The sequence below is a fragment of the Streptomyces sp. NPDC051940 genome (genome assembly GCF_040680895.1).
In the GTDB taxonomy this organism is placed as follows: domain Bacteria; phylum Actinomycetota; class Actinomycetes; order Streptomycetales; family Streptomycetaceae; genus Streptomyces.
This window is the reverse complement of sequence record NZ_JBFAXR010000006.1, coordinates 73592-90988: the sequence shown is the minus strand read 5'-3', so window position 1 is coordinate 90988 and position 17397 is coordinate 73592. Positions and strand designations below refer to the sequence as shown.

14 protein-coding genes and 1 pseudogene are annotated in these 17397 nt (G+C 73.6%); 9 read left to right on the top strand and 6 right to left on the bottom strand.

The features are described from left to right. Window positions 1-8 precede the first annotated feature (8 nt). The 9 genes and pseudogenes from AB0M28_RS04680 to AB0M28_RS04640 all read left to right on the top strand — a co-directional run. The gene (locus AB0M28_RS04680; protein WP_365397677.1) at window positions 9-1808 is read left to right on the top strand and encodes a gamma-glutamyltransferase; all 1800 of its coding nucleotides are present in this window, start codon (window positions 9-11) and stop codon (window positions 1806-1808) included. A 76-nt stretch (window positions 1809-1884) separates the two neighbouring features. Next, window positions 1885-2715 carry an inositol monophosphatase gene (locus AB0M28_RS04675; protein WP_365397674.1) on the top strand — a complete coding sequence of 277 codons (831 nt, stop codon included), beginning with the start codon at window positions 1885-1887 and terminating at the stop codon, window positions 2713-2715. 162 nt (window positions 2716-2877) lie between these two features. Next, window positions 2878-3543: a cupin domain-containing protein gene (locus tag AB0M28_RS04670; protein ID WP_365397671.1), complete on the top strand. Its 666-nt coding sequence runs from the start codon at window positions 2878-2880 to the stop codon at window positions 3541-3543. Then, window positions 3540-4556, top strand: coding sequence for a hypothetical protein (locus AB0M28_RS04665; protein WP_365397668.1), 1017 nt, complete (start codon window positions 3540-3542; stop codon window positions 4554-4556). The genes AB0M28_RS04670 and AB0M28_RS04665 overlap by 4 nt, the downstream gene beginning before the upstream one ends. Next, the gene (locus tag AB0M28_RS04660; RefSeq protein WP_365397665.1) at window positions 4553-5392 is read left to right on the top strand and encodes a hypothetical protein; all 840 of its coding nucleotides are present in this window, start codon (window positions 4553-4555) and stop codon (window positions 5390-5392) included. Before AB0M28_RS04665 ends, AB0M28_RS04660 begins: the two co-directional genes overlap by 4 nt. Then, the gene (locus tag AB0M28_RS04655) at window positions 5392-5913 is read left to right on the top strand and encodes a hypothetical protein (RefSeq protein ID WP_365397662.1); all 522 of its coding nucleotides are present in this window, start codon (window positions 5392-5394) and stop codon (window positions 5911-5913) included. Before AB0M28_RS04660 ends, AB0M28_RS04655 begins: the two co-directional genes overlap by 1 nt. A gap of 81 nt (window positions 5914-5994) precedes the next feature. Next, entirely contained in the window at window positions 5995-7722 is a 1728-nt protein-coding gene (locus tag AB0M28_RS04650; protein ID WP_365397659.1) for an asparagine synthase-related protein, read from the top strand. 32 nt (window positions 7723-7754) lie between these two features. Then, window positions 7755-9095 carry an aldehyde dehydrogenase family protein gene (locus AB0M28_RS04645; protein WP_365397656.1) on the top strand — a complete coding sequence of 447 codons (1341 nt, stop codon included), beginning with the start codon at window positions 7755-7757 and terminating at the stop codon, window positions 9093-9095. A gap of 66 nt (window positions 9096-9161) precedes the next feature. Next, a pseudogene (locus AB0M28_RS04640) lies at window positions 9162-9401 on the top strand (LacI family transcriptional regulator); the annotation flags it as partial. A gap of 268 nt (window positions 9402-9669) precedes the next feature. Here AB0M28_RS04640 and AB0M28_RS04635 read toward each other — a convergent pair. The 6 genes from AB0M28_RS04635 to AB0M28_RS04610 all read right to left on the bottom strand — a co-directional run bounded on the left by AB0M28_RS04635 (window position 9670) and on the right by AB0M28_RS04610 (window position 17322). Further along, complete coding sequence (locus AB0M28_RS04635) at window positions 9670-11268, bottom strand: beta-N-acetylhexosaminidase (RefSeq protein ID WP_365397654.1); 1599 nt, start codon at window positions 11266-11268, stop codon at window positions 9670-9672. A gap of 61 nt (window positions 11269-11329) precedes the next feature. Then, window positions 11330-12865 carry an alkaline phosphatase D family protein gene (locus AB0M28_RS04630; protein ID WP_365397651.1) on the bottom strand — a complete coding sequence of 512 codons (1536 nt, stop codon included), beginning with the start codon at window positions 12863-12865 and terminating at the stop codon, window positions 11330-11332. Window positions 12866-12882: 17 nt separating this feature from the next. Beyond that, the gene (locus AB0M28_RS04625) at window positions 12883-14202 is read right to left on the bottom strand and encodes a sugar ABC transporter substrate-binding protein (RefSeq protein ID WP_365397648.1); all 1320 of its coding nucleotides are present in this window, start codon (window positions 14200-14202) and stop codon (window positions 12883-12885) included. A 10-nt stretch (window positions 14203-14212) separates the two neighbouring features. After that, window positions 14213-15019 carry a carbohydrate ABC transporter permease gene (locus AB0M28_RS04620; protein ID WP_365397645.1) on the bottom strand — a complete coding sequence of 269 codons (807 nt, stop codon included), beginning with the start codon at window positions 15017-15019 and terminating at the stop codon, window positions 14213-14215. A gap of 9 nt (window positions 15020-15028) precedes the next feature. Further along, the gene (locus AB0M28_RS04615; protein WP_365397642.1) at window positions 15029-15967 is read right to left on the bottom strand and encodes a sugar ABC transporter permease; all 939 of its coding nucleotides are present in this window, start codon (window positions 15965-15967) and stop codon (window positions 15029-15031) included. Then, window positions 15964-17322, bottom strand: a complete 1359-nt coding sequence (locus AB0M28_RS04610; protein WP_365397639.1) for a glycoside hydrolase family 36 protein — start codon at window positions 17320-17322, stop codon at window positions 15964-15966. Before AB0M28_RS04610 ends, AB0M28_RS04615 begins: the two co-directional genes overlap by 4 nt. Window positions 17323-17397 lie beyond the last annotated feature (75 nt).

Sequence of the window (17397 nt, the reverse complement as noted above, 5' to 3'; positions counted from 1 at the left end):
GTGACCGCATGTTCACCACCAGGCCCACGCTGCAGGGGACCTTCGGGATGTGCGCCAGTACGCACTGGCTCGCGTCGCAGTCGGCCATGGCCGTGCTGGAGGACGGCGGCAACGCCTACGACGCCGCCGTCGCGGCGGCCTTCGTGCTGCACGTCGTCGAACCGCACCTGAACGGGCCCGCCGGCGACGTCCCGGCGGTCATCGCCCCGGCCGGCGGTCCCGTGCGCGTGCTGTGCGGTCAGGGACCCGCGCCCGCGGGGGCGGGCATCGCGCACTACACGTCCCTGGGCCTCGACCTGGTCCCCGGCACCGGCCCGCTCGCGGCGCCCGTCCCCGGCGCGTTCGACGCCTGGATGACGCTGCTGCGGGACTACGGCACCAAACCGCTGGACGAGGTGCTGAAGTACGCCGTCGGGTACGCCGAGAACGGCCATCCGCCCGTCGAGAAGATCGGCGAGACCGTCGACTCCGTACGGGAGCTGTTCGAGACCGAGTGGACGACGTCCGCCGAGCTCTACCTCCCCGCCGCGCGCCCCGGCGCCCTGATGTACAACCGCCCGCTCGCCGCCACCTGGCGCCGGCTGCTGGCGGAAGCCACCGGCCCGACGCGGGAGGCCCGCATCGACGCCGCCCGGCGGATCTGGCGCGAGGGCTTCATCGGCGAGGCGCTCGTCCGCTCCGCCGCCGAGCCCGCGATGGACACCTCCGGCGAACGCCACGCCGGCACCCTCACCGGCGACGACCTCGCCCGCTGGGAGGCGACGTACGAGGACCCCGTCACGTACGACTGGAACGGCTGGACCGTCTGCAAGGCCGGCCCGTGGTCGCAGGGGCCCGCGCTTCTGCAGCAGCTCGCCCTGCTGCCGCAGGAGGGGCTGGAGTACGGGACACCGGAGTACGTCCACACCCTCGTCGAGGGCACGAAGCTCGCGATGGCGGACCGCGAGGCGTGGTACGGCGACGCGGCGGACGTACCGCTGGCGGAGCTGCTGTCGGCGGACTACAACGCCGGCCGGCGGGCGCTCATCGGCGACAAGGCGTCGTACGAGCTGCGCCCCGGCAGCCCCGGCGGCCGCAGCCCGCGGCTGCCGAAGGTGTCGACGGCGCCCGGCCCGGAGGAGTTCAGCCCGATGGGCGTGGGGGAGCCCACGATGCACGACCCTCTGGCCGTCCCCGGAGAGAAGGGCCGCGACAGCGCCCACCGCCGCGGGGACACCTGCCACATCGACGTCGTGGACCGCTGGGGCAACATGATCAGCGCCACCCCGTCCGGCGGCTGGCTGCAGTCCAACCCCGTCGTCGCCGGTCTCGGCTTCCCCCTCGGCACCCGGCTGCAGATGACCTGGCTGGAGCCCGGACTGCCGAACTCCCTCACCCCCGGCCGCCGCCCCCGCACCACCCTCACCCCGTCGCTCGCCCTGCGCGACGGCGTACCGGTGCTCGCCTTCGGCACGCCCGGCGGCGACCAGCAGGACCAGTGGCAGGCACACTTCTTCCTCGCCGTCGCACTGCGCGGACCGGTACGCGGCGGCCTCGACCTGCAGGGCGCGATCGACGCGCCGAACTGGCACACCGACAGCTTCCCCAGCTCCTTCTACCCGCGCGGCATGCGCCCCGGCAGCGTGACCGTCGAGTCCCGGATCGGCCCGGACGTCCTCGACGGTCTGCGCCGGCGCGGACACGACGTGACCGTGGCGCATCCGTGGTCGGAGGGACGGCTCTGTGCCGTGGCCCGCGACCCGGAGACGGGACTGCTGTCGGCGGCGGCCAACGCGCGGGGGATGCAGGGGTACGCGGTGGGGCGGTGAACCTGTTCGCCCCGGCGTGGCCCGGGAGCCGCCGTCCGTTCACCGGCTGTCGCAGGCGCGTGGTTCGATGGGACACATGATCGAGGAATTTCTCGCCGGGGACGGACTCGCCAAGGTCGGGCAGGCGGTGCGTCAGGCGTCCGCCGACGAGGTGATGCCGCGGTTCCGGCAGCTCGAGACCCACGAGATCGCCGAGAAGCGCGGTCCGTACGATCTGGTCACGGTCGCCGACCGGGAGGCGGAGCGGCATCTGGGCCGTACGCTGACCGCCCTGCTGCCCGGCTTGGTGCTGGTCGGCGAGGAGGGTGTGTCGGAGGATCCGGCGCTGCTGGACGAGATCAACGGCGACGCCCCCGTCTGGATCGTCGACCCCGTCGACGGCACCTGGTACTTCGCGCACGGCGAGCCGGGCTTCGCCATGATGGTCGCCCTCGCGCACCACGGCGAGCTGCTCGCCTCCTGGACGTACGCGCCGGTCCGCGACGTGATGGCGGTCGCCGCCCGCGGCCGGGGCGCGTGGGCAGAGGGCGTCCGCCTCACGGGCGGCACCCGCACCCCGGGCGCGGACATCACCGTGGCCACCTCCAGCCCCCGCTGGACCACCGACACCGAGCAGCGCCGGCTGCTGGAGCTGGAGGTTCCCGGCGTCGCCCGGCGCGACACCGGCTCCGCGGGCCTGGAGTACCTGCGCATCGCGAGCGGCGAACTGGACGCCGTCGCGTACACCTGGGAGAACGCCTGGGACCACGCGGCCGGCCTGCTGCTGGTCGCCGAGGCGGGCGGGGGCAACGCCACGGTGGCGGGGGAGCCGTTCCGGATCGGCGGCGGGAACGAACTGCCGTTCGTGGCGGCGCGGGACGAGGAGACGCTGCGGCTGCTGCTGGGGCTGCTGAACGGGCAGTCGTAGCCCCTCCGGCGAACGTCAGCCGTCACCAGGTGACGCGGAGGTGAACAACGCGTCCCGAACCGCAACAGGGCTGCTGCGGCACTGCCGTCGGCGCCCGCCGCGACCCTACGATGCCCTTGCGCGCGAGGACCCCGGGGAGGTCCGCGGGGCAAGGGGGGTTCGATGGTGGGTACGTCACGGCGGCGCGCGCTGCCGGCCGGAGTGCAGCTGTACCGGATCTCGTCCCACGGCCAGGTGGAACTCGCCGGCCGGGACGGCACCCGCGACCTCGGAGGGCTGCTGCCGTTCATCGACGACGGGCAGTTCGCCCACTATCTGATCGGCGACGCCGCCACGTCCCCCGACCGCCCGTCCAACGCGACGGTCAAGCTCGGACTGATGCGCCCGCACAGCGCGTTCACCCCGCACGCCCACCGCGGCGAGCACTTCGTGCTCAGCCTCGGACACGCGGCCTGCGGACTGTACGACGAGACCGCGGACCGGGTACGCCGGATCCCGCTGGCACCCGGCGAGCTGATCCGCATCCCGGCGATGATGCCGCACTCCTTCGCCAACCGCGGCGCCGGCCCGCTGGTGATCCTCGCCGCCAACACCGGCTACGGCATCGACCACGAGGACTACGCGGTCACCGCGCCGGAGGCCGAGCACCGGGCGGCCGCGGGGCGTACCGGCGTACTCGCCACCGGACAGGCCACCGACTACCGGACGCTGGCGGCGGCCCTGCGCGCCATCGAGGCCGCCGCCCCCGCCCGGGACGCGCTCACCGTCCGCGAGCGGCTGGCCGCCCGGCTGCGGCGCCTCGCCCACACGCTGGAGGCCCGGCCGTGATCTGCCCCCACTGCGCGAAGTCGCTGCTGCGCCGGGAGCGCACCGGCAACGTCTGCTCGTACTGCAAGCGGAGCTACGCCATGGACCCGAAGACCAACGCGCTCGGGCTCAACGACCTGCGCGTGCGCCGGTTCATGGACAAGCTCACCGAACAGGGGCGCCTCGCGGTCACGCCCGGACAGCTGTGGTACGCGCTCAGCCGGCGGAAACTGTCGGCGCGGGCGGGCTCAGGCTCCGGGTGCGTCATGCCGTTGATCGTCGGCGTTTTGCTACTGGTCGTGGCCGCGAGCACCGGTAACGCGGTGCCGGCCGTGCTGGGCGGCGTCTTCACCGTGGCGGCGATCGTGGTCGCGCTGACGACAGCGACGCCCTTCCACAAGGGAGTCCCGCCGATCAGGCGCGCCGCCTTCGCCTCCGCCGTGCTGGACCCCTGGCGGCGTACGTACGGATCGCTGCCGACGGGCCTCGTGGACGACGGCCCTCCCCGGCGGCAACTGCCCCGGGGGGACAAGGGCGTCCTGCTGTGCCACGACTACTCGGCGGCCCTGTTCCTGGCGGAGGCCGGGCTGCCCCGGCGGCACGGCCTGGCGGTCGCCCTCGACCCTCAGGAGGCGCTGCGGCACCGCGGGCCGGTGGTGGTGCTGCACGACGCGAGCGCCGCCGGTCTGCTCCTCGTGGCACACGTCCGGCAGGCGCAGCCGCCGCGGCCGGTGGTCGACGCGGGGATGCCGCTGCGGACCATGCGCTCGCTGCGCGGCGCCGTACCGGTGCGGGAGGACCGGCCCGGCCAGGACGTCATGGACGAGCTGACCCGCACCGGCACCTGCACCGACGACGAGCTCGGATGGCTGGCCAAGGGCTGGTCGTACCCGCTGGTGTCGGTGCCGCCGGCGAAGCTGCTGGAGCACGCCGAGCGGGCCGTCGAACGGCTCGCGGAGCTCACCGACCCGGACCGCCGCGACGCGGCCGCGCTCGGCTTCCTCAGCTGGCCCGAGCCCGGGGGCGCGGCGTGAGCGGGCGGTTGGACGAGCGGCTCACCGCCCCGCTGCTCGACCGGCTCATCACCGCGGCGGCCGCTCGGGCGGGCGCGCCCGGCGAGATCCGGTTCACCGAGCGCCAGTTGTACTACGCCGTCTGCCGGCTGCTGCGCCCGGTGCCGGAACGGCTGCGGCGCCACACCGGCCGCCCGGCGCCGCCGCTGCGGCTGCCGGTCTTCTCCCGGGCGCTGCGGGCGCGTACGGCGGGGGTGCCCGGACTGCTGCCGGAACCCGGGCTCCCCGCGGGGCCCGTGCCCGGGCCCGCCGAGCCCGACCTGTACGACTACGGCCTGCCCCGCGTGCTCGTCTGCCAGGACCGTGCCATCGCCCGGATGCTGCTCGCCAACCACGTTCATCTGGAGGCCGCGTGCCCCGTCCTGCACGCGGCGCCCGACACCCGGCTGCTGGCCGCGCTGGAGCGGGCCGAGGGGGCCGTCGTGTACGTGCTGCACGACGCCAGCCCGGCCGGCGTCGGGCTGCCCGCGCGGGTACGGGAGGCGGTGGGGCCGGTGCCGGGCGTCGGCGTGGTGTCCCTCGGCCTGGTGCCGCGGCACGCCGCCGCGCTGGGGCTCGTCGCCGGGCGCGCGCCCGCCGGACGGCCGCTGCCCGCGCTGCCCGCCGGCCTGCGGCCGCGCGAGCGGGACTGGCTCGCCCAGGGCCGGTTCGCGGAGGTCGCGGCGCTCCCGCCGGACCGGCTGCTGCGCGGCGTCATCAGACTCACCCGGGGACCGCGGCCGCCGCGGACCTCCGCGTGGAGCGGGTTCCGGGAACGGCGCGACGCCGGGTTCATGACCTGGCCGGGGAGTGAGTGATGCGGCCACCGCAGACCACGTACACCGACGAGCTGCTCGCCGACCGCAGCGCCCACCGGCGTTACGACGACGGCCGCGAGGAGTGGCGCCGCCGCGACGGGGCCAACCCCAACCTCGTGCACTGGCGCGACAACCACGGCGGCTCCGGTACGGACGAGGCGTTCGCGAGACGCATCGTCAAGCGCACCTACGCGGCGGGCGGCGTCCGCTACGGCCGGGACCTCGGCTACGGGCGCACCGTGTGGGGCCAGGGCGAGTACGTCATGGTCAACCGCACGTCCTTCGGCGGCCGTACGGGCGCGATCCTCGCCGCGATCGGCGTGACGAGCCTGGCGGTGACCGCGGCCCAGCTGCCGCCGGTCAGCCTCAGCGAGGCCGAGGAGGAGGAGCTGCGGCAGCAGCTCGCCCAGCAACAGCAGGCGCAGGGCTCCGGCTCCGACGGGGGCGGAGCCGACAGCGGTGGCGGGGACGACGGCGGCTGGCACGACGACGGGGACTGGAGCGACGACGACTTCGGATAACGACCCGCCAGCCACGCCACCCCCGCGTCTCGCCACCCACGCGCCCCGCCACCCACGTCGCGCCGCCCCGAGGAGGGACCCATGCCACGCTTCGCCGCCGTCCTGGCACCAGGACGGGCCGAGGCACGCGCCCACCTCGACGCGCTGGGTGCGACCGGGCCGACGGAGGACCCCGCCGGGCTCGTCCCCGCCGAACCCGGCCACGCCACCGCCCCGTTCACCGTCGCCGGCCGCACCGCCGTCGGCGAGGTCACCCTGCACAACCGCGCCGTCCTGTTCGACGCCCTCGCCGCCCGCCGCACCCCCGCGCCTGACGGCTGCCCCGACGGCGAGCTGCTGGTGCGGGCCTGGCTCGGACTCGGCGAGCGGGGGATCCGGCTGGCCGAGGGGATGTTCGCCCTCGCCGTCCTCGACGGCGACGACCTCGTGCTGATCCGCGACCACGTCGGCGCCCGCACCCTGTACTACGCCCGGGCCGCCGGCGCCTGGGCCGCGTCCTCCTCGCTGCGCGCCCTGCGCCGCTGGCCCGCGCTGGACACCGGCCTCAACCTGCCCGCCGTACGCTCGTTCCTGACCTTCGCCTACCTCCCCGGCGAGAAGACCCTGCTCCGCGGCGTGTACGAGGTGCTGCCCGGCCGGATCCTGCGGCTGCGCGGCGACGGTACGGCCGGGGCCGCCGTCTTCTGGGAGCCGCGGGAGGAGAGCGGCGACGAGCACCGCGACCGGCCCGCCGAGCTGCGGCTCCTGCTGGAGCAGGCCACCGCCCGCCGCCTGCCGGACGCGGAGCCCGTCGCCGTCCTGCTCTCCGGCGGCGTCGACAGTTCGCTGGTGACCGCGCTGGCCGCCAAACTCCACACCCACCCCGTACACACGTACTCCATCAGCTTCGGCCGCGAACTGCCCAACGAACTGGGCTACTCGGGTCTCGTCGCCGCCCACTGCCAGACCGGGCACCGGGTACTGGACGTCTCCGGCGAGGACGTGGCGTCCCGGCTCGCCGACGCCGCGGCGCTGCTCGACTCGCCCGTCGGCGACCCACTGACCGTGCCCAACCTCCTGCTCGCGGAGGCCGTCGCCGCGGACAGCCACCGCGTGGTGCTCAACGGGGAGGGCGGCGACCCGGTGTTCGGCGGGCCGAAGAACCTCCCGATGCTCGTCCACGAACAGCACCGCGCCGCCACCGGCGAGGGGGAGCCCCGCAGCACGGCGTATCTGCGCTCGTACCGCAAGTGCTGGGCCGACCTGCCGGACCTGCTCACCCGCGACGCCCTGCGCGCGCTGGCGGACGCGCCCCGCCCCGAACGGTTCGTCGAGCCGTATCTCGAGGGCCCCGACCGGATGTCCCTGCTGCTGAACCAGCTGCTGCACTGCAACCTCCGCACCAAGGGCGCCCACCACATCCTCACCAAGGTCGAGCGCCTCACCGCCTCCCAGGGCCTGCAGGGCCGCTCCCCGCTCTTCGACCGCCGCGTCGTCGACCACGCCTTCGCCACGCCGCCCGCGCTCAAACTGCGCGGCACGGTGGAGAAATGGGTGCTGAAGGAGGCCGTACGGGACCTGCTCCCGGACACGGTCGTGGACCGGCCGAAGAGCGGGATGCGCGTCCCCGTCCAGCAGTGGCTGACCGGCCCGCTGCGGGACCTCGCCGGCGAGCTGCTGCTCGGCGCCGCGGCCCGGCGCCGCGGGCTGTTCCGCCCCGCCGCCGTGCGGACGTGGATGCGCGGCGAGGGCAGCGTCCTGCCGCGCCAGGGCGGCAAGCTGTGGCTGGTCCTCACGCTGGAACTGTGGCTGCGGGCCTACGACTTGTGACCACTGCCGTGCACACCTCTGGAGGAGGCCCCGTGACCGACCTCGTCGACCCCCGTACCGGCCGGATACGCGACAGCGTCGACCCCGCCCGCGAGGACGCCGTACGGCGGGCCGTGGCCGGCGCCCGGTCCGCCCGGCCCGGCTGGAGCGCCCTGACGCCCCGGGAGCGGGCGCGGCGGCTGGAGCGGCTCGCGGGGCTCGTCGAGGAGCACGCCGCCGCGTACACCGCCGCCGAGCAGGCCGGTACGGGGAAGCCGGCGGCGGAGGCGGTGGGCGAGGTGGAGCAGGCGGCGGACCTGTTCCGCTTCTACGCCACCGCCGTCCGGGCCCAGCCCGCGCCCGCCGCGGGGCGGCTGGTGGCCGGGCACGAGAGCTGGGTGCGGTGGGAACCGGTGGGTACCGTCGCGGTGATCGTGCCGTGGAACTATCCGCTGCTGATGGCCGCGTGGCGCTGCGCGCCGGCGCTCGCCGCTGGGAACACGGTCGTCGTCAAGCCCGCGGAGAGCACCCCCGACTCGCTCCTGCTGCTGGCCGCGCACGCCGCGGAGGCCCTCGGCGCGGACGTGCTGCGGCCGCTCGTGGGCGACCGGCGTACCGGGCGGCTGCTGGTGGAGGCGGACGTCGACATGGTGGCCTTCACCGGCAGCACGGCCGGCGGGACGGACGTGGCGGCACGGGCGGGAGTACGACGTACCAGCCTGGAACTGGGCGGCAACGCGCCGGCGCTCGTCCTGCCCGACGCGCCCGCCGACACCTGGCCGGAGCTCGCCCGTACCTGCACGTACAACGCCGGGCAGAGCTGCGCCGCCCCCGCCCGGGTGATCACCCTGACCGAGCACTACGAGACGGCGGTGGAGCGCCTGACCGCCGCGATGGCCGAGCGGGTGGCGGGCCGCGACTTCGGCCCGCTCAACAACGCCGACCAGGCCGCGCGTTACGACGCGATCGTGACCGCGAGCCAGGCCAAGCACGACGCCGCGGGCGCGGTGGAACCGGCGCCCGGCGAGGAGGGCGGGTTCTGGCGCCCGGCCCGGGTGCTCGCGGACCTGCCCCTGGACGACCCGGCGGTGACGCGGGAGGTCTTCGGACCGCTCCTGACCGTGCAGCACGCGCCGACCGTCGACGCCGCGCTCGACCTCGCGGGCGGCGTGCCGCAGGCGCTGGCGGCGAGCGTGTGGACCCGCGACCTGGGCCTGGGGCTGGACCTGGCGGCCCGGCTCGCCGCGGGCGAGGTCTGGCTGAACTGCCACCTCGTGCAGACCGCCGAACTCCCCCACGGCGGCCGCGGCGCCTCAGGCCACGGCACGGACCTGAGCACGGCGGCGCTCCACGAGTACCAGCGCCCGAAGACGGTGACGGCCCGCCTGCGCTAGCGCCTCCGGCGGGGTGCGCGGCCCGGCGGGTTTCGGGGGCTGCGCCCCCGGATCCCCGGAGGAGGGGTGGCTGGGTGTTCGGGGTTGGTGCGGCCCGGCTGCGACGCGGCCGGTGCGACGCCGGCCGTGCGGCATCTGCTGGAGCGCGGGAGGCGGCGGATCGCGACGATCGCCGGGCCGCTCGACCTGTACGACGCGCGGGAGCGGCTCGCGGGCTGTCGCGCGGCGGTGCAGGCGGCGGGGCGCCGCGCCGTCGTGGCGCTCGGCGACTTCACGCGGATCTCCGGCGCGGAGGCGATGCGCCGGCTGCCGGCGGACGAGCCGCGGCTGGACGCGGTGTTCGCGGCGAACGACCTGATGCTCGAGGCCGCGGCGTACACGGCCCCGCCCCTGACGACGGTCCGCAGCCCGATGGCCGACCAGGCGCTGGCGACGGTCTGGCTGGTGGAGGGCGGGTCGAGGGCGCCGGTGGTGATGCCGAACGAGCTGGTGGTGCGCGAGTCCACATGGCCGGGCGTCGAGCCCGGCGCGGTCGCGCCCGTACCCGGCCGCACCGAGCCCGACCTGCCACCCCCTACCGGATGTTGCCCGTGTCCTCAGCCACCCCCGCCAGATAGTCCGCCATCTCCACCGGCCGCCCCCGCACCCCAGGCCGGGTCTGCCACGGCAGCGGACCGGACGGGCGGCGGTACTCCACGCCCAGCGCGTCGAGCCGTCTCAGATGCAGCGCCAGCCGCTCCGCGAACTCCGCGAAGTTCCGCCCGGCGCCGCTCCACACCGTCTCCGCGAACGCCGACATCCGCGGGAACGCCTGGTAGTCGACGACCCGCGATGAGTCCATCGCCTCGGTCCACAGCCCGCACTGCGAGCCCAGCACCCGGGCCGCCGCCGCGGTGCCGGACAGCTCCGCGGGCACGGGCTCGAACGCGTACACCTCCTCCAGCGGCAGCACCGTGCCGACGGGGATCGGCTCCGCGGGGTCGGCGGACTGCCGGTAGTCGAAGTACACCGAGCGGGCCGCGGCCGTGACCACGTCGTGCCCGGCGCGCGCCGCCTTCACCGCGCCGTGGTGGTCGCGCCAGGAGACGACGGTGGCGTCCGGCGCCAGCCCGCCCTCGAGGATCTCGTCCCAGCCCAGCAGCCGCCGGCCGTGCGCGGCCAGATGCGCGGAGAACTGCCGGATGATCCAGCTCTGCAGCTCGTCCTCGTTGCGAAGCCCCAGCTCGGCCATCCTCGCCCGCGCCACCGCGCCGGTCTTCCACTCGTCCTTGGGGCACTCGTCGCCGCCTACGCTGACCAGCGGCGACGGGAACAGCTCGACCACCTCGTCCAGGACGTGGCGGAAGAAGTCGAGCGCCTCGTCGCCGGGGTTCATCACGTGCACGCCGACTCCCCAGCGGGTCCGCACCGCCAGCTGCTCGCCGGTGTTGCCGAGCCACGGGTAGGCGGCGATCGCAGCCTGCGTGTGGCCGGGCAGGTCGATCTCGGGGATCACGGTGATGTGCCGGTCGGCGGCGAAGGCCACGATCTCGCGGAGGTCCTCCTGGGTGTAGTAGCCGCCGTGCGGGCGGCCGTCGCCCTCGGCGTTCCAGCCCGGTGAGGACTCGCGGCGCCAGGAGCCGACCTCCGTCAGCAGCGGATAGCGCCGGATCTCGATCCGCCAGCCCTGGTCGTCGGTGAGGTGCAGGTGGAGCACGTTCAGCTTGTGCAGCGCCAGCAGGTCGATCAGCCGCAGCACGTCGTCCTTGGGCAGGAAGTGCCGGGCCACGTCCAGCAGACAGCCGCGCCAGCCGAACCGCGGCCGGTCCTCGATCTCCGCGCAGGGCACCAGCCACGGGTCGTGCTTGACCGTGGCGCGCCGGTAGACCCGCGGCGGCAGCAGCTGACGCAGACTCTGCACGCCGTAGAAGGCGCCGGCCCCGTCGCCGCCGGTGATGCGTACGCCGTCGGCCGTGACCGAGAGCCGGTAGGCCTCCTCTCCCAGCGCGGGGTCGAGCGCGAGGGCGATGCCCCCGGGCCCGTCCGGGAAACGGCAGCCGGTCGCCGGGGTGAGCTGCGCCCGCAGCAGGTCCGCGACCCGCTCGAGTGCGGGGTCGTAGGCGAGTGGGGTGTCCCGGGCGAGCTCGAAGGAGCCCGGCTGTGGTTCGTGGCGGACGGGCTTGGGGATCAGCATCTGACCTCTTTCCCGACAGGGGGTGTGTCGATGTATCGATGGGGGGGTGTGCCGACCGGGGTCACTTCGGAAGGAGTTCGGGCCTCCCCGCCTCGATGACGAAGGAGCCGGAGGTGTACACGGGCGCGCCGGGCGTCGAGACGTACTTCAGCGAGCGGAAGTCGACGTCGACGCGCTCCGCCGAGACCCGCGCGTTGACATAGCCACGGCGCCCGTTGAAGAACTTCACGTGCGGGTTCTCGTCCAGCAGGACCTGGGTGTTGGGGTACCAGTCCAGGCCGTCGCGGGCCGAGGTCACCGAGGTGGTGACGAGCTCGACGGCGACCGACTCCGACTCCGGGTCCGCGAAGTCCCGTTTGACCTCGCCGGCCCAGTGCGAGTGCACGTCGCCGGTGAGCACCACGGCGTTGCGGCCGTACTCGGCGATGGCGTCCGTGACCTTGTTACGGGTGGCCACGTAGCCGTCCCAGGCCTCGTTGGAGTACTGCACGCCGGCGCCGTTCGACCAGTCCATCTGCATGAAGAAGACCTGCTGGCCGAGCAGGTCCCAGGCCGCCGAGGAGGTGCGCAGCCCGTCGGTGAGCCACGCCTCCTGCTCGGCGCCCAGCAGGGTGCGCGCCGGGTCGAGGCGCTCGGCGCAGTCCGCGCCGATCATCCCGGACCGGCCGGTGCAGGCGTACCGGTCCCGGTGGAGCCGGGTGTCGAGCATGTGCAGGTTGGCCACCGAGCCCCAGCGCAGCGTGCGGTAGAGCGCGATGTCCGGGCCGGACGGCCGCTGGGTGGGGCGCAGCGGCATGTTCTCGTAGTACGCCTGGAACGCGGCGGCCCGGCGCGGCAGGAACGGCGGGTCGGGCTGCTCGGGTACGTCCCCGGCCCAGGCGTTCTCGATGTCGTGGTCGTCGTACACCGGCACCCAGGGCGCCACGGCGTGCGCGGCCTGCAGATCGGGGTCCGAGTGGTGCTGGGCGAAGCGCAGCCGGTAGTCGCCCAGGGTGAAGCACTCGCCGCCGGCGATGGGGCGGACCGCGCTGCCGTACCGGCCGTACTCGTAGAAGTAGTCGCCGAGGAACGCGATCAGGTCCGGCTGGTCCTCGGCCATCCGCCGGTACGGGGTGAACCACCCCGTCTGCCAGTCGGAGCACGAGGTGAACGCCAGCCGCAGGTCCCGCGTCAGCGTGCCGGGCCGCGGCGCCGTGACCGTACGGCCGACGGGGGAGACGTCCTGGCCCACCCGGAAGCGGTAGAAGTACTCGCCGCCGGGCGCCAGCCCGTCCACCTCGACGTGCACCGCGTGCCCGTCCTCGGGCCGGGCGACCTCCGCCCCGGCCCGCAGCACCAGCTGGAAGCCGTCGTCGGCGGCGAGCTGCCACTCGACGGGGACGAGCCGGTCCGGCATCCCGCCGCCCCCGTCGGGCGCCAGCGGGTCGACGGCCAGCCGCGTCCACAGCACGACCCCGGTGGAGGTCGGGTCGCCGGACGCGACGCCCAGGGTGAAGGGGTAGTCGAGCCGGCTGCCGTCGGCCGCCAGGGCGGGGGCGTTGATCAGGGCCGGGACTCCCGCCGCGGCGATCAGGAACGTACGTCTCGAGGTGCTCACCGACCGTCCCCCGCCCCTCACTTGAGCTTCCCGTTGCCGTCCTCGACCGCCTTGTCCAGCCCCTCCTGCGGGCTGAGCCTGCCGAGGTAGATGTCGTTGAACGTCTGGTTGAGCTCCTGCTCGGCGGCCGAGTAGCCGCTGACGACGGGGAGGTTGAAGGTCTGCCCCTGCGACTCCTCGACATACGGGGCCATGTCGATCCCCTTGCCCTTCCAGTAGTCGACGTAGCCGGCGCTGAGGCTGGTGAGCGCGGGGAAGACGTAGCCGGAGTCGCCCATGATCTTCTGGGCGTCCGGCGTGGCCAGGAACGCGGCGAGCCGCTTCGCCTCGGCCAGGTGGTCGGACTTGGCGTACACCGCCTCGCCGAGACCGTTGATGTTCACCGACCGGCCCTGCGGGCCCTCGGGCAGCGCGGCGACGCCGATCTCGAAGTTGGCCTCGGGCTGGACGTAGGGCAGCAGGGCGTTGTTGGCGGGGAAGACCGCTATCTGCCCGCGCTGGAACATCTCGGTGGCCTGCCCGGTGGGCGGGTTGGTCTGGGTCGCGGGCGGCGAGACGTGCCACTTGCGCGAGAGGTCCACGGCCCACTGCATGGCCTCGACGTCGCTGGGCTCGTTGAAGGCGAACTTGCCGAACGGCTTGTCGACGAGCTTGCCGCCGTTGGAGACCATCCAGTTCATCCACTGCGTCTGCGAGTGGTTCCAGGAGGCGAAGCCCCAGGTCTTGACCTTCTTCGCGTTGAAGCCGGCCTGGTCGGGATGCTTGCCCGACTCGTCCACGGTGAGCTTGCGCAGCAGCTCCTCGAAGCTGCCCGAGCCGTCGGGCGCCCAGGTCAGCTTGTCCGGCATGGTGACGCCGGCCTGTGCGAAGGCGTCCTTGTTGTAGAGCAGGCCGACGGCGCCCCAGTCCTTCGGCACGGCGTAGAGCTTGTCCTTGTACGTGTAGGAGTCGACCACGTTCTTCACGTACTTCCCGGTGTCCCCGGCCTCGGCGGAGACGTCGGCGAGCACGCCCTTGGTGACGAACTCGGGGAAGTACGGCACGCTCATCCAGAACACGTCCGGGGCGGTGCCCGCGACGACGTCCGCGGTGAGCTTGGTCCAGTACTGGTCGTACGGCAGCAGCTCGACCTTCACGGAGATCTTCGGGTTCTTGGCGTGGAAGGCGGCCATCACCTTCTCCAGGCCGACCTTCTGCTGCTCGTCCCAGGTGCGGTAGACGAGCTGCGTGCTGCCGTCGCCGGAGCCCGAACCGTTGCCGCAGGCGGCGGCTCCGGCCAGCAGGGCGGTCACGCCGGCGGCGGCGACCAGACGGCGGCTCAGGAACGTTCTCTTCATTCAGGACACCTCACTTGAGGCCCGTGAGAACCACGGAGCGGACGATGAATCGCTGGAAGAGCAGGAAGACGACGACCATCGGCAGCAGCGTCACCAGGCTGCCGGCCATCATCAGGTTGTGATCGGCGCCGATGTTCTGCTTGAGCGTGGCGATGGCCACGCTGGCGACGCGGGTGTCGTCGCTGCTGGTGATGATCAGCGGCCAGAGGAAGTTGTTCCAGGACGAGACCACGGTGATGATCGCCAGCGTGCCCAGGGCGGGCCGGGACAGGGGCAGCAGGATCCGCCACAGGATGGCCAGCGGCCCGGCCCCGTCGATCCGGGCGGCGTCCTCGAGGTCGGCGGGGATGGTGCGGAAGAACTGCCGCATGAGGAAGATGCCGTACGGGGTGCCGAGGAGGTACGGGGCGAGCAGCCCGAACCAGGTGTTGACCAGGTCCAGCTCCCGCATGATCAGGAACAGCGGGATCATGGTGACCACGTTCGGCACCATCATGGTGGCGAGGTAGCACCAGAACAGCACCTCGCGCCCCTTGAACCGCATCCGGGCGAACGCGTAGGCGGCGAACGTGGTGAAGACCAGCTGGCCGGCGGTGAGCAGCGCGGTCATCAGGGCGGTGTGGCCGACGTAGGTCAGGAAGCCCGAGTCGACCAGCCGATCCAGGCTGTCCATGCTGGGCGGCAGCGCCGGCAGCCACGGCTCGGTGGAGTACAGCTGGCCGCGGTCCTTGAAGGCGGTGAGCACCACCAGCAGATAGGGGAACAGGGTGAGGAAGGCCCCGACGGTCAGCACCGCGTAGATCACAGGCCTCTTCATCGTGCCTCCTCAGGAGACGTCGTAGGTGGTGCGCCGGTTGAAGTAGCGGACCTGCACGGTCGTGACCAGGAGGATCAGCGCGAAGAGCAGCATCGCCAGCGCGGAGGCGTAGCCGAAGTCGAACTCCTGGAAGGCGGTCTGGTAGATCCGGAAGTTGAGCACCTCGGTGCTCTGCGAGGGACCGCCCGCGGTCATCACGTACAGCGTGTCGAAGACCTGGAACGAGCCGATGACGTTGGTCACCAGGACGAAGAACAGGGTGGGGTTGAGCAGCGGCAGCGTGATCCGGAAGAACTGCTGCAGCGGCGAGGCGCCGTCGGTGCTCGCTGCGTCGTACAGCTCGCCCGGGATGCCCTGCAGCCCGGCGAGGAAGAAGAGCATGTTGTAGCCCGTGTACTGCCAGATCTGCACGGCGGCGACGGCCGGCAGGGCGAAGGCCGCGTCGTTGAGCCAGGCGGGACCGTCGACGCCGAGGACGCCGAGGAACTTGTTGAGCGCCCCGTTGCCCGGGTCGAAGATCCAGCTCCACACCAGGCCCAGCGCGATGGGCGTGGCCATCCATGGCACCACGTACACCGCCCGGAAGAACCGCACTCCGCGGATGCGCTGGTTGAGCAGCAGGGCCAGGGCGATGGCGAGGACGGTCTGCGCCGGGATGCTGAGGAGCGTGTACGTGATGGTCACGACCAGCGAATGGCCCACGTCGCCGTCCCCGGCGAGCTTGCGGTAGTTGTCGAGGCCGATGAACGTGGGGCTGTCCAGCAGCTCCCAGTGGAAGAGGCTGACGACGGCCACGATGGCGACGGGGAGCAGGAGGAAGGCGAAGACGCCGAAGAGGCTGGGGAGGAGGAAGAGGTACGGGGTCGGGTCGAACCGGGGGCGGCGCCTTGTCCGGGGAGGGGTGGCCGCCTGGGCGGTGCGCTTCTCGGCCATGAGGTCGGTGGTCACTGGTGGACGCCCTTTGGTGCGGGCGTCGTCGAGGGGGTCGCTCGCATGGGCCCCGGGGTGCTCGGGCGCAGCAGACGCTTCGTCGTCTCCAGCCCCCAGGCGTCGAGGGAGGCCAGCGGGTCGGAGGCGCCGCGCAGCCCGCCGGTCGTGTCGATGAACGCCGCCCACTGCTCGCGCTCCTCGACCTCGGGGCGCAGGATGATGCAGTCCGGATCGTTGACCCACCAGCGCCCGTGCAGGAACTCCCGGGCCTGGCTGGTGAGTCGGGCGCCCAGCTGCGAGGGCTGGCTGATGTCGCCGGAGCGGGGGAGCAGCACGGGGGCCATGTCCGGGCCGACGCGCATCACGTCGACCAGGCCGACGCTCGGCAGCAGCGGGGCGCCGCAGCCATGCAGGGTCGCCTCCGGTCCGGCGGCCTCCCGGATGAGCTCGAGGCCCCGGCGGTAGGCGGCGACGGGGTCGGCGTCCTCGTGGCGGCGGCCGGGCAGGGCGCCGGCGTAGAGGTAGTCGAGCTTGAAGTGGTCGAAGCCCAGCGCGGCCAACCCGCGGAAGACCTGGCCGAGGTGGGCGGCGGCGGCCGGATGGGTGACGTCCAGCACGGCGAGGTCCTGGTCCCACATCCGGCCCGCGTGCGCGCCGTCGACCAGCCAGTCCGGGTGCTCGCGGAAGAGGCGGCTGCCGTGGCCCACGAGATAGGGCGCCACCCAGATGCCCGCGCGCCGGCCGGTGTCGCGGATTCGGTGCGCGGTGCCGGGCAGTGAGCCGAAGCCGGAGCGGGTCTCCAGCCAGTCGCCGATCCCGGCCTCGTAGCCGTCGTCCAGCAGGACGAGGTCCACGTCGAGACCGTGCTGCTCCATCAGGCCGAGCTCGGTGGCGATGTCCGCCTCGGTGACCTTGTCCCAGTACCCGTACCAGCTGCACCACAGGGGAGCGGCGGACGGCACGGGCGGCAGCTGCGCCTCGGCGGCCACCGTGTCCGCCCAGTCGGCGAGCGCCTCGGCGAGCGGGCCGTCGTGGCGGGTGTGCCGGACGGGGCCGTCGGCCTCGACGGTGAGGCGGTCGCCCGCGGTCCGGGCGCGGATCGAGGGGACACGGGTCAGGTCCCGCGCCGACCAGAGGTGGACGGGGCCGCCGTCGTCGGGGTCGACCGCGAGCAACCCCTCGCCCTGGAAGGCCCCTTCGGGTATCGGAGTCTCCGGTCGGTAGGCCAGGATCCGGATGACGTCCGTGGCCGGCCGGGGCGGCGACTCGCCGGTCCGGTAGCTGCCGGACGGGCTCCACGACTGCCAGCCTTGTTCGAAGACCCGGGCCCGCCGCGGGTCGAAGCCGAGCTCAGCGATCTCGCCGAACTGCATGAGCCCTCCTGTGAGATGCGTGCCGCACCGGGAGCTAGTTATGAAGGAGTGCACTATTATTAGCGGCGGTGTTCG

Excerpts from the sequence above, each read along its gene's own strand:
- AB0M28_RS04680 (WP_365397677.1), top strand. The coding sequence starts at position 9 with ATGTTCACCACCAGGCCCACGCTGCAGGGGACCTTCGGGATGTGCGCC.
- AB0M28_RS04675 (WP_365397674.1), top strand. The coding sequence starts at position 1,885 with ATGATCGAGGAATTTCTCGCCGGGGACGGACTCGCCAAGGTCGGGCAG.
- AB0M28_RS04670 (WP_365397671.1), top strand. The coding sequence starts at position 2,878 with ATGGTGGGTACGTCACGGCGGCGCGCGCTGCCGGCCGGAGTGCAGCTG.
- AB0M28_RS04655 (WP_365397662.1), top strand. The coding sequence starts at position 5,392 with ATGCGGCCACCGCAGACCACGTACACCGACGAGCTGCTCGCCGACCGC.
- AB0M28_RS04650 (WP_365397659.1), top strand. The coding sequence starts at position 5,995 with ATGCCACGCTTCGCCGCCGTCCTGGCACCAGGACGGGCCGAGGCACGC.
- AB0M28_RS04635 (WP_365397654.1), bottom strand. The coding sequence starts at position 11,268 with ATGCTGATCCCCAAGCCCGTCCGCCACGAACCACAGCCGGGCTCCTTC.
- AB0M28_RS04625 (WP_365397648.1), bottom strand. The coding sequence starts at position 14,202 with ATGAAGAGAACGTTCCTGAGCCGCCGTCTGGTCGCCGCCGCCGGCGTG.
- AB0M28_RS04620 (WP_365397645.1), bottom strand. The coding sequence starts at position 15,019 with ATGAAGAGGCCTGTGATCTACGCGGTGCTGACCGTCGGGGCCTTCCTC.
- AB0M28_RS04610 (WP_365397639.1), bottom strand. The coding sequence starts at position 17,322 with ATGCAGTTCGGCGAGATCGCTGAGCTCGGCTTCGACCCGCGGCGGGCC.